Source organism: Hufsiella arboris (genome assembly GCF_009834875.1).
GTDB lineage: Bacteria > Bacteroidota > Bacteroidia > Sphingobacteriales > Sphingobacteriaceae > Hufsiella_A > Hufsiella_A arboris.
This window is the reverse complement of record NZ_WVHT01000001.1, coordinates 664,548-677,346: the sequence shown is the minus strand read 5'-3', so window position 1 is coordinate 677,346 and position 12,799 is coordinate 664,548. Positions and strand designations below refer to the sequence as shown.

Here is a 12,799-nt window from a genome sequence, read left to right as displayed (position 1 = left end):
CGAACCACTTATGATAAAGCCATTGATAAACACCTTAATATTCAGTCTCGGACTGTTCACTTGTTGCGCTCAAAAATCACCGAAAATTTCGTTGGCCAATAACCTTGCCCAAACGGCAAATGGTACTGTGCAAGGGGCAAAAGAACCATCGGGCGTGCGAAGCTTTAAGGGAATTCCTTTTGCGGCACCGCCAGTAGGCGATTTTAGATGGAAAGAGCCTCAGCCTGCCGCGAATTGGACGGGTATCCGCCAGGCAGATAAGTTTGGTCCGCGCGCGATGCAATTGCCAATTTTTGGTGATATGAATTTTCGCTCGAACGGTATGAGTGAGGATTGTTTGTACCTGAATGTGTGGAGCCCGGCAAAATCGGCAAAAGAAAAACTTCCTGTTCTCGTGTACTTTTATGGTGGAGGATTTGCCGCCGGCGACGGCTCAGAACCCCGTTACGATGGTGAAAGCATGGCGACAAAAGGCATTGTTTCCGTTACTGTGAATTACCGGTTAGGAGTTTTTGGTTTCCTGGTCTATTCGGGATTGTCTAAAGAATCGGGACACAACGGCTCGGGAAATTATGGTTTGCTTGATCAGTATTCGGCGCTGAAATGGGTGCAGCAGAACATCGCTGCGTTTGGCGGAGACCCGGCGAAAGTGACCATTGCTGGTGAATCGGCCGGCTCTATCGCGGTATCAGGATTAATGGCCTCGCCTTTATCAAGGCATCTGTTTGCGCAGGCAATAGGCGAAAGTGGTTCTATATTGGGTGCGTTGCCTGCCAATTCGCTTAGTGAAGAAGAGAAAAAAGGAGAAAAATTTGCAAGCACGGCCGGTGCCGCTTCCTTGTCGGAGCTGCGCGCGATGCCCGCGGAAAAAATTCTAGATGCAGCGGGTAAATCAAACGTGTGGTTCAACCCTACGGTAGACAATTACTTTTTCCCTGAATCGCCATACAAGATCTACGAATCCGGAGGACAGTCAAAAATTCCTCTGCTGCTTGGCTGGAATTCGGAGGAAGGTTCTGCCGGCAATATATTGGCCGGCCAGGCTCCAACCCCCGAAAATTATACGGCGGCGATTAAAAAGTTGTACCCGGAATATGCTTCTGACATTCTGAGCCAATACCCGGGAATGTCGACAGCTGATATTCTAAAGTCGGGCCGCGAACTAGCCAGCGACCGGTTTATCGCCCACAGCACCTGGAAATGGTATGATGAGCAATTAAAAACGGGTAAGCCGGTTTACCGCTACTATTATATGCGTCCGCGTCCGGCAATGACCGCGGCGATGGGTAACGCTAAAGCCGGACTGGCGGGCGGCGTTGTTAAAGATGATAAAACACCGGCCGCTCCTCCCGCAAGCGGAGCAGTTCACTCGGCGGAAATAGAGTATGCGCTGGGAAATTTGCCGGGAAATAAAGTTTTCGCCTGGACTCCCGACGATTATGCGGTTTCGAAAATCATGCAGGATTACTTTGCGAATTTCATCAAAGCCGGCAACCCGAATGGGAAAGGTCTGCCGCAATGGGATGCTTCAAAAAAGAACTCAGAAAAAGTTATGGAGATCGATGTGAAAACGCAGCAGGTAACGGATGAGACGAGGGTAAGGTATGAGTTGTTGGATAAGATTAATAAGAAGTGAGGTCGTTAACAGCTTATAGACAATAGTCCATAGACGGGAAGTCCGGAAGACCGAAAGATAATAGTCGCGAAACCGATCTGCCTTATGCTAACTGATAGTTACCTATTAGTGACTACTTTATACTATCTACTTGCTAGTCGTCTGATACGTTTTCGGATCCACCGCCTTTGGCGTCCAGCTTTCTAAAAATTCAAGGACTTTCGCTGAGCTGTGGCCTTTTCCTTCTTCCAGGTAACCACTGTTTTGGATATGAATTACCTTGCCTTTTCCGTCGAGGATGACGAACACCGGGAAACCAAAGCGCTGCGGGTAGCCCAGCGATGCCAGTACCGCTTCGTTCTTGTTTTCCTTGCTATAATTAACATGGACAACTTCGTAGTTGGATGCAATCTCATTTCGAAGAGTGTCGTTCTCCGTCACCAGCTTGTTGAAGCGCAAACACCATACACACCAGTTGCCGCCGATCTGTAAAAGGACATGCTTGCCTTCTTTCGACGCCTTATCGACAGCGTTTTTGATGTCGGCTTTAGCATCGGCTTCCGGGTGGTACAACTTAGGCTCGTTTTGCTGAGCAAAAACGGAGGCGCTTAAAAATAAGAAGGCAAAAGCCAGGATCTTTTTCATACTCTATTAAAATGGTAGACAAATATAGTATGATATATCAAATCATCGAAATCACATGGTTAAATTGAATATGATGTAACAATCTAATTCCGGCACTGTTGTTTATGAAACATCATATCATGGAAAACGGAAAAGATTTAACAATCGAAATCTCTCAAAACTTCGAAGTTTCAAAAGAATATCTTTACAAGGCATGGACTGTCGAGGATGATTTAAAACAATGGTGGAAGCCCTTTGAATGCCTGTTGGCTCACGCTTCGGCCGACATCCGCAAAGGTGGAAAAGTTCAATATGAATTTAACGACAAAACGGGCAATAAGGCGTTTGACATTTCCGGAGAATATAAGGAAGTAAAAGAAAACGAAGCGCTGGTTTATTCGTGGAACTGGAATGTTGCCGCCGATGAGGTTGGTAAGGGTGAGTTTGAACTATCGATTCATTTTTCCGTATCAGACAATGGGAGCAGTCTGCAGATCAAGCAAAACAATTTTATCAGTGAAGAGGCGCTACTTCCTCATCGGGAAGGCTGGGAAAAGCAACTGGCTAACCTGAAAGATTACCTGGAAAATAAAGACAGCGGTTCGACTGCTGAGCAACCCAATGATAAGGAAAACGATGAGAAAAAAGACGCGCAGGAAACCGGTGAAAAAAATGAAAAGGAAGTTAGTGGGTATAACGAAACGCCAGAGCAGGATAAAGTTGCTGAATAGTTAGACGCATGATAATCGTGATTTTTGAGATACTTGGCCAGTCCGTTAATCGTATCAGATAGTTTCGGACTGGTACAGGTAAAATCCCTAAACAGAATTATTACGTCGGCTAACCAATAATCGTCGACAGCCTGAGACTAACCTTGGCGTCATTGGTTAAGTCCTGGTCTGGAAATTATAATCTTGCTTCGAATCAATCGTATTGAAGATTTTTTACTCCTGATGCAGCGTCATACTATTCCCATCCGGATCATGGAACGTTGCAAACTTACCCCAGGGCGTTGGGTCGATGTCCTTAACATTCACACCTTTCGCTTTCAGTTCAGCGACTTCCTTTTTGATATCGTCACTTTTTAAAACAAGACCGTGCATACTGCCGGCAGGCATTTGCGAGAACCAGTTCACTAAAGTGATAGAAGTTTTCTGATCGGGCAAACCCAGTTGCACCCAGTTGTTGCCGTCGCCAATAGGCGCTTCAACGATCAGGTTAAAACCTATCTTCTGGTAAAACTCTTTGGCGGCCTGCTGGTCGCTTACGGGGATGGAAATGATTTCGATGGATTTCATGTTGTTGTTATTTGGTTTAATTGATTGGTATCGTCGGTGATAGATTGCGTGATTGGTCTATCTAAATTACAATTTTAGTTTTATAACAAGTGATGAATCTGCTCTAGGTTACATTTTCAATAACGCCCGTATTAATGATTATAAACCTAACAGCCATGAAAAAAATCTTTTTAATTACTATTCTTTCAGGAGCAGCACTTCTTTTTTCCTGCAATGCCAATAAAACCGAAAGTGAAGCAACTGCCGAAGCTTCCGATTCTGTAACAACTAATTACTCAGCAAATGATTCTGTGAAACTTGTTAAGTCGGCTACGATAGACTTCAAAGTGAAAGATGTGTACAATAGCGCCAATGCACTTAAGAAAGCCGTTGCAGAACAACGCGGCTTAGTTACTAACCAGACGATAGATTCCTATGAGGACGGCAGCAAGACACTTCAAGTCAGCAACGACTCGATGCAGGTAATCACCTCTTATGTAACCAAAGCCAATATGCTGGTTCGGGTTCCGGCGGAAAATCTCGACCATTTTCTGGAACAGGTTTCCGTTAACGCGGATTATATCAAGAGCCTGAATGTGCTGGTGGAAGATAAAAGCTTTCAATACCTCTCCTCCCGGCTAAAGCAGCAAAACCGCGACCGGCTATATGAAAATGAATTAAACAAAAAACATAAAACCGGCGAAGCGATCGATCTGATCGGGCAGAAAGATCAGGCCATAGATAATCTGGTTTCGAACCGGCAGATCAACCGGGATGTGCAATACAGCACGATAGAACTTTCATTCTACCAGGATGCCGCTATCCGGAAAGAAATTGTTGCTAATACTGACCTGTCATATTACCAGCTTCCGTTCAGCAGGAGTATGAGCGATGCGTTTGCGAATGGCTGGAATTATTTTCTACGGATCGTTATCGCGATCATGAATTTGTGGGTGTTTATTTTGGTGGGTGTTGGAGTGTGGGTTTGGTACAGGTATTACAGAGTTAGGAAAATAAGCGGGGTATAAGTGATCTTATCGGATTGGTCGAACAAAAACCGATAAGCACTTTAGTTATATTCGCACATGCAACCGGCGCTGCTTGACAAATATCTCCATGGACTTTCCAAAGTTAAGAGGGCGCCAACGCGTTATGGGACAGCGCCGCATAAGCTGGTATTGCTGATCACAATTACAGAGCTTTTTGAGAAGGGGCTGGTATCCGGAAACAGGATCTGTATCGACGAAAGCCTGGTGGGCTTATTCCTGGAAAACTGGAAGCTCTTAGTTCGCACCGATCACCAGCCGGACTTTAAGCAGCCCTTTTGGTATATGCAGAACGATCGGATTGGTGGGCAACCGTTCTGGTTTTTGACACAAAAACCGGGTTATGATCTGGATCCTAAAACAAGCAGTATTAATAAGATCGCTGTGTTAACGGATCACGCCAGCTTATCGGAAGATCTTTATTCTCTTATGCTCAATCCGGTAAGCCGTAATACGATAAGGAAGTTTTTACTTAATACCGTTTTCCCGGAAAGCGAAACCCTGTTTGATATCAGCAAGCAAACGGAAGGTGGTTACCTGCATGAACTGGAAGCGTACCTGTTGAATGAACCTAAAGTACGATACAGGCGGGTTGAGCCGCAAACGGAAGAAGATGTGTTTGTACGTAACCGGATGTTTAAAAAACTAGTGCCTAAAGTTTATGATCAGACATGCAGCTTTACCGGAATGAAATTGCAAACCACATTTGGTCATACGTTAATCGACGCATGCCACATTGTGCCGTTCAGCATTTCACAGGACGATAAGATGAGTAACGGGATTGCACTCTGTCCAAATATGCACCGGGCGTTTGACCGTGGACTGGTTACTCTTGATACAGATTACCGTATAATTATTTCGCAACATGTTTTTGAGGTTGCCGACCATGCGTATAGCCTGAAACAGTTGGAAGGGAAACCGATGCATTTACCGTCTTCAGCGCGTTGTTATCCGGCGGCGGAAAATGTAAGGTGGCATAGGGAGAATGTGTTTAAAGGGTGATGGAAAGATTGGATTGTAAATAATATGGATGTATATGAGCGAGACGCTCGGGCCGACTGTGGAGTTAGATTCCTTTATAAATCACTATATTCAATTTTCCTAATTCGACAATGTGGCGCGAGTTAAAGTTAAAACCCCAATAGTTCAGCAGGTAATGGATTTTGAAAATCCACCACCCCCACTGGTCGTGTGGCCAGACAATCATGCTTTTCCTTTAAATCTTAAAGATCTTGTAAGTAGACGTACTGTATTGGATGTAGTGCTCGAAGATATTGCAGCAAGTGAAAATTATTTGGTGGTAACCGGCTTTACGTCTTTAGCACACATCATAGAGTTGTTTGGCGGTAAAATCCGTTTTGGCCGCTTAAAAAATGTACGGATAGTACTAGGTTTTGAACCGGAATTGCGCGAGCGTAAGTTGTGGAAGAGTGCGGAATTAGATAAAGATATTAAAGAATATTGGGCGACTCAACACTATTCTCTGTTGAATGGTGGTGTTGTGATCAAGGTGATAGAATTGATCAAGGAAGATCGTGTTAGTTTCCGTTTATCCGATGGTCTTCATGCTAAAATCTATGTAGGTGACTTGCATGTAATTCTTGGATCGGCTAATTTCAGTAAGAACGGCTTAACATTGCAGCATGAGGCAAATATCAGGATAGTGAATGATCCATTAAACCCGGTTGAGGAAGGACAGTACCTTCAGATTAAACAGATCGCTGAAAATTATTACTGCTTGGGTAAGCCTTATAATGAAACTATTATTGAGTTATTAAAAGCACTGCTTAAACTTGTCACTTGGCAGGAAGCATTGGCTCGTGCGATAGCCGAGCTATTGGATAAACCTTGGCTGAATGATATTCCGGAGCTTTACAATAAGTTGAACAGCCTGAAGTTATGGCCTTCCCAGCGTTTGGGACTGGGCCAGGCAATGTATATCCTCCAAACCCAAGGTTGTGTGTTGATTGCCGATCCGACAGGATCGGGCAAAACTAAAATGGTCAGCACATTGCAATTAGTATTATATCATTGGCTTTGGGAAACTGGTCGACGAAACAGATCTTATGCGGTCACGATTTGTCCGCCGTTGGTTAAAGATAGTTGGCACAAAGAGTTTGTTGATATCGAATTTTCGCAAAGTGGACAGATATCTATGGGCGCATTGAGCTATACTAAAGGGCATAACCACGGGACACATCTAAAAGAAATCCGGAACGCCAATATTTTGGTTGTTGATGAAGCACATAATTTTTTAAACCTGCATTCATTTCGAAGTATGAGCGTGGCGGAGCATACTTCGGACAATATTATTTTAGCGACCGCTACACCGATCAATAAAAAACCGAAAGACCTAATGCGGCTGATCGAGTTATTAGGAGTAGACAACTTAGGTGATCAGGAGCTGGAAGATTTCAAAGCACTTAAAAAGCAGAGACATATCAAAAGCAATTCACCAGAGTTCGCCGCGCTCAAAACTTATATCGAGAAATTTATCGTTCGTAGAACAAAAACACAATTAAATAAACTGATTGACCGCGAGCCAGAATTGTATTTAAACCGACAGGGCGAACGCTGCCGTTATCCTGAAAATTCGCCAAAGATTTATAAGACGGGAGAAACAAAGGACGACCAGAGCATCGCCCGGGAGATCAATCGGCTCGCCGACGAGTTGAAAGGACTAGTTTATTTACAAAGCATTATAAAGCCAGACGACCTGGAGGGTAAAGACGAATCATACTACGTGGATTTGCGTTTACGGGCGGGTAAGGCGTTATCCAAGTACAATATCCAAGCGAAAATGCGTTCTTCTAAAGCCGCACTATTGGAGCATCTGAAAGGCACAGACGCAGCCTTGAAAGAATATAAGTTTAAATCCGGCAAAGATAAGTCAGGTAATATAATCGGCACCATCCGCAAACTCAGCGAAGCGCTGCCAAAAAATCAGCTAAAATCGGTTTGTCCAGAATGGCTAACCGACTTAGCAACCTATCAACAAGCCTGCCGTGAGGAGATAGCTATTTACGAACAAATAGCGTTATTGTCGATTAATTTAAGCCTGTCAAGAGAGCTTAAAAAGATCAGTGAGCTACTCAAATTATTTAAAGAGAATGCTTTAGTATTGGCTTTCGACAGTACAGTTCTGACGCTCGACTTCCTAGGTAAACTGATAAGTACTCATCATTCAGATAAGGGTATTGACCATTACATCGGCACCGGCGCATCCTCTAAAACTGCTATTGCCAGCATTCTTAAAAAATTTGATCTCGGTTCAACCAGTCAAAATGTGTTGGCTTTATGCTCAGATTCAATGTCAGAGGGTGTAAATCTTCAGCAGGCATCAGCATTAATGTTCTTGGATATGCCCAGTGTACTACGTATTGCCGAGCAGCGTATCGGCCGCATTGACCGGTTAGATAGCCCGCATACCAAAATCAAAATATATTGGCCGATGGATAGTGAAGAATTTGCCTTACGTTCAGACGAACGGCTTATCAAAACCTCTTTTGACACAGAAAGCTTAATTGGATCTAATTTTACTATACCCGATGAAATCTTGGGACAACACTTGGATCATGTGATTAGGCCAGAGGAGATGATAAAAGCCATGAAAGAGAATAAGGACCAAGAGTATTTATGGGCCGGGGTACAAGATGCTTTTAACAGTGTTCATGAACTATATGAGGGTGAAAATACACTAATTGATCCAGAAACTTACGAAACCTGGAAAGATGTAGATGCCAGCGTTAAAGTGAAACTCAGTATCGGGCGATCAGCAAATCCTTGGATATTTCTGGCCGTTAAAGGAACCAGAGCTATTTCGCCTAGGTGGTATTTTGTTGATGCCAATCAAAAAATATCCGTGGAACTTACCGAGGTTTGTCAGCAGTTAAGGCATCATATTGCGAGTACCCAACACTGGGAAATGAAATGGTCAGACTCAGTTCAGCAAGAACTCGACCGCTATATAAAACTTCTGTTATACAATGAAATAAATATGCTACCTAGCAAGCGTAAAAGGGCAATCGAGGTTGCCAAAGTGATTCTTGAGAAGCAGCTTAAATTTTCAGAAAAGGATCCCATTCGCAAAAAACTGATCAAGCGAGTACTGGATATGTTTGAACCCCGCATCATTGATGAGGAATATAATATCGACTATTACCATTTTTCGCAGCAATGGTTAGATATTTTTACGCCTATTCTTGCCCAAAAAAAACGCGCTCAAAAGAAAAAGGATAAAAAAGTTTTATCCTTGCTCGATTTGCGAAAAGAGAAATCGATCGAACTAACAAATGAAATGCTTCAAAAAATCTATATCGAAGCTCCACTAATTGTCAATATGTGGAGTAGGGTTGCCTCCTGTATTATTGGTTTGCCTGATCATTCCAACTCTCAACCCCGCCAGTAGGATTAGACAAGTATAATTTTATTTAACTGCCTGTATGATGCTGTTAGCATACCTTTTTCAGAAAAGGTTTTTAGTCCACCTCTTTGATATTAACTTAATCGCCTTCTCCGGCATACGCGCTGATCGTGAACCTTTTCTCCATTTCAATGATTAAACCAGGTTCTTTAACGAAGAGCTACCGCCCTTGCATTCTAAACGGGATTGAAATGGATACCGGCCCGTGACTAATGCCTGCAGGCGTATGAATGTAAAGCCCGGCTAACGCAGCCGATATAAAACAGACTTTGCTTTTCAAAAGAAGCTAATGTTTGGATCATGCCTGGATACTCGTTCGCCAAAACGGCACAGTTTAGTAAGATTGCCACACTCCATCGCTACTTTTCCTTTACTTCGCTCGCAATGACGATTTGCGTTTTATGACACCTAAAACACCAACCCTTTCCCCTATTTTTGTATTTTCATAAAACATGCAACTGCTTTCCAAATACAACCAGAACTTCCAGGAAGCTTTACAACGCCTGAATGAAAACCAGCTTAAAGCGGTGAACCAGATCGAAGGGCCGGTGCTGGTGATCGCTGGTCCGGGGACAGGTAAAACGCAAATCCTGGCGGCGCGGATTGGAAAGATATTGCTGGATACGGACACGCAGCCGCACAACATTTTGTGTTTAACTTACACGGATGCCGGCGCCGTGGCGATGCGGAAAAGGTTGTTTGATTTTATTGGTCCGGAGGCGCACCGGGTGAACATTTATACTTTCCACGCTTTTTGTAACGACATCATCCAGGAAAACCTGGATTACTTCGGCAAGCTGGATCTTGATCCGATTTCTGATTTGGAACGTATCGATGTGTTCCGCACACTGGTGGATAGTTTTTCACCTAACCATCCGCTGAAGCGTTTTCGGGGAGATGTGTATTTTGAGATCAGGCGCTTGCAGGAATTGTTTTCCACGATGAAGCGCGAGGACTGGTCGCCGGAATATATCAGTGCTAAAATTGATGAATTTAAGGATTTGGTGGAAGTTTGTGAGCCGGATTCGCCTTACTATAAAGATTATAAATACACCCGGAAATACCTCGACAAACCGGCGGGATCGCTTAAGCCGGCTTACACCACATTTTGTGAAAACCTGGAGAAACTTCGGGCGGCCGTAAATGAATTCCCGGCTTACCAGAAGCTGATGTTGGATGCCGGCCGGTACGATTATGACGACATGATCCTGTGGGTGCTGAACGCGTTTAAAAATGATGAGAATCTGCTGCTCAATTACCAAGAAAAATATCAGTATGTGCTGGTAGATGAGTACCAGGATACCAGCGGTTCGCAGAATGAACTGATTAACCTACTGATTAGCTACTGGGAAAAGCCGAATATCTTTGTGGTAGGCGATGACGATCAATCGATCTTCCGTTTCCAGGGAGCGAACGTGCAAAACATCGAAGCTTACAACTCAAAATATTCGGCGGATCTGTACCGCATCATGCTGACGGATAATTATCGCTCCGCACAGGAAATCCTGGACATTTCGCGGGAGCTGATCGGGCATAACATGGAACGAGTGAACCTGCCGGGATTGAGTAAGCATCTGCTGGCAAAAAACGACCGTTACCTGGGTGCAAAATATCATCCCCAGTTGCGTTCGTACCAATCGCAGTTTCATGAATTTGCGGCAGTAACGCACGAGGTTGGCAGATTGATACAAGGTGGCATTGCGCCGGAAGAAATTGCTGTCATTTATAAAGAACACCGTTCCGGGCAGGAACTTGGAAAGTACTTTCAGCTGAAAGGAATTCCGGTTCACACGAAACGAAAGGTGAATATCCTGACCGAACCGTTCGGGCAAAAGCTCATCAATATTCTGCGTTATATCGCGGCAGAAAATGAGTTTGCTTTCAGTGGCGACGAGCTGTTGTTCGAGATCATGCATTACGATTTTTACGAGATCGCCCCCATCGATATCGCAAAGATCAGCGTGGAGGTAAGTGAGTACAATCGTTCGCACCGCGACAAGGTTTCGATCCGTTCCAAAATACAGGAGATCGCATTCAAAACCGGTCAGACTTTATTTGATTCGGAAAGCCGAAAATCGATTAAGCGCTTAAGCGACGACCTGGAATACTGGATCAAAGAAAGCCATAACCTAACGCTGCAAAACCTGTTCGAAAAGATCATGGTGCGCGGCGGAATTCTCGCTTACATTCTGCGATCATCCGAAAAAACCTGGTACATGCAGGTGCTCGCCTCGCTGTTTAATTTCCTGAAGGATGAAAGCAGGAAAGATCCATCGCTGAATTTGCATGAGTTTGTTTTGAGGCTTGATCTTTTAAAAGAGAATGATCTATCGCTCGATCTGAATCAAACCATCTTTAACCAGCAGGGCGTTAACTTCCTGACCTGTCACGGTTCAAAGGGTTTGGAATTTGAGTACGTATTTTTCATTGGCTGCAACAAAAAAGTCTGGGAGGGAAAACGCAAAATGTCGTCGGGTTATAAATTCCCTGATACCATATTTTCATCTTTGCCGAATTCAAGTGATGAAGAAGAACTCAGGCGGTTATTTTATGTGGCCATTACGCGAGCAAAAAAACATTTATACATCTCCTATCCGGAATACGATAATAAGGGAAAGGACCTGGAACCAACTGTTTTTATCGGCGAGATACTTTCAAAAACGGATCTAACTGTTCAACGCCAGGAAGTTTCCGATGATGTGCTGACCGATTTCTTTATTCTCCAGTTTACCGAGCAGGATAAGCCTGATCTTGGATTGATCGACAAAGACTACGTGGATCAGCTGCTGGAGAAATATGTGCTCAGCGTGACTCATTTGAACAACTACCTGGATTGCCCGCTGAAATTCTATTTCCAAAATCTCATCCAGGTGCCATGCGGAAAAAACGAAACGATGACCTTCGGTTCGGCGGTGCACTGGGCGCTCAATAAGTTGTTCCGTTCGCTTCCCGACAACGGAAATGAATTTGGAAGCATCGAGCAGTTGCTGAATGATTTCTACTGGTACATGAACCGTAACCGCGAGGCTTTTACTTCCGAGCAATTTAAGCGCCGGATGGATTACGGAAACAAGATCCTCCCTGAATACTACAACAAATACATCAACACCTGGGAAAAGGTAACCGTTACCGAGTACCCGATCAAGAATGTAGAAGTACAGGGGATTCCGATCAAAGGAATGATCGATAAGCTGGAGTTTCACGGTAACCAGGTGAACGTAGTCGATTACAAAACCGGGAGCTTCGAAAAAGCAAAACCGAAGTTCAAGCGCCCGGATGAGAAAACGCCGCTTGGCGGAGACTACTGGCGGCAGGCTATTTTTTATAAGATTTTGGTCGACAATGACCGTCGGAAAGACTGGCAGGTAGTGAGCTCAGAATTTGATTTTATTGAGCCGGACAAGGATGAATATGTGAAGGAAAAAGTAATAATCCGGCCGGAGGATATCCTGGTGGTAACGGAACAGATCATCGATACTTATTCGCGCATCAAAAATCATGAGTTCACTGGCTGTGGCAAAGAGGACTGTACCTGGTGCCAGTTTGTGCGAAGTAATTTCCAGAAGCCGCAGGATATTTTGGAGCAGGCGGGAAGTGAGGAAGCGGAAGAGCTTTAACTGTATGAATGCCAATTGAGGTTTGTGAAGACACAAACCTCGGCGTGGGATCTTTAAACGTCAATAGATGAATGGTCACTGCATTTTAAACCTGATTGAAATGGAAAGCCCGCAAGCGAGGTACGAGTGCGGACTTGGAATGTAAAGCAGGGCTAAACTAACCGTTGAAAACCAAAACCTCCTTTTCAAAAACTTAT

The 12,799-nt window shown here is 44.1% G+C and carries 8 protein-coding genes; 6 read left to right on the top strand and 2 right to left on the bottom strand.

Annotated elements, in window-relative coordinates:
• Window positions 1-10 precede the first annotated feature (10 nt).
• Entirely contained in the window at window positions 11-1,636 is a 1,626-nt protein-coding gene (locus tag GS399_RS02920) for a carboxylesterase/lipase family protein (protein ID WP_160843072.1), read from the top strand.
• Window positions 1,637-1,762: 126 nt separating this feature from the next.
• Here the strand turns inward: GS399_RS02920 and GS399_RS02915 are convergent, their stop codons facing one another.
• Window positions 1,763-2,260: a thioredoxin family protein gene (locus GS399_RS02915; protein ID WP_160843071.1), complete on the bottom strand. Its 498-nt coding sequence runs from the start codon at window positions 2,258-2,260 to the stop codon at window positions 1,763-1,765.
• A 104-nt stretch (window positions 2,261-2,364) separates the two neighbouring features.
• Here GS399_RS02915 and GS399_RS02910 point away from each other — a divergent pair, with 104 nt between their 5' ends.
• Window positions 2,365-2,970: an SRPBCC family protein gene (locus GS399_RS02910; RefSeq protein WP_160843070.1), complete on the top strand. Its 606-nt coding sequence runs from the start codon at window positions 2,365-2,367 to the stop codon at window positions 2,968-2,970.
• A 213-nt stretch (window positions 2,971-3,183) separates the two neighbouring features.
• Here the strand turns inward: GS399_RS02910 and GS399_RS02905 are convergent, their stop codons facing one another.
• Window positions 3,184-3,537: a VOC family protein gene (locus tag GS399_RS02905; RefSeq protein ID WP_160843069.1), complete on the bottom strand. Its 354-nt coding sequence runs from the start codon at window positions 3,535-3,537 to the stop codon at window positions 3,184-3,186.
• Window positions 3,538-3,692: 155 nt separating this feature from the next.
• Between GS399_RS02905 and GS399_RS02900 the strand changes: the two genes are divergently transcribed.
• From GS399_RS02900 to GS399_RS02885, 4 genes are all read left to right on the top strand, one after another.
• Window positions 3,693-4,544 carry a DUF4349 domain-containing protein gene (locus tag GS399_RS02900; RefSeq protein ID WP_160843068.1) on the top strand — a complete coding sequence of 284 codons (852 nt, stop codon included), beginning with the start codon at window positions 3,693-3,695 and terminating at the stop codon, window positions 4,542-4,544.
• A 57-nt stretch (window positions 4,545-4,601) separates the two neighbouring features.
• Entirely contained in the window at window positions 4,602-5,564 is a 963-nt protein-coding gene (locus GS399_RS02895) for an HNH endonuclease (protein WP_160843067.1), read from the top strand.
• Between the two features lie 154 nt (window positions 5,565-5,718).
• Entirely contained in the window at window positions 5,719-8,970 is a 3,252-nt protein-coding gene (locus tag GS399_RS02890) for an SNF2-related protein (protein WP_160843066.1), read from the top strand.
• Between the two features lie 467 nt (window positions 8,971-9,437).
• Complete coding sequence (locus GS399_RS02885; RefSeq protein ID WP_160843065.1) at window positions 9,438-12,602, top strand: ATP-dependent DNA helicase; 3,165 nt, start codon at window positions 9,438-9,440, stop codon at window positions 12,600-12,602.
• Window positions 12,603-12,799: the final 197 nt, after the last annotated feature.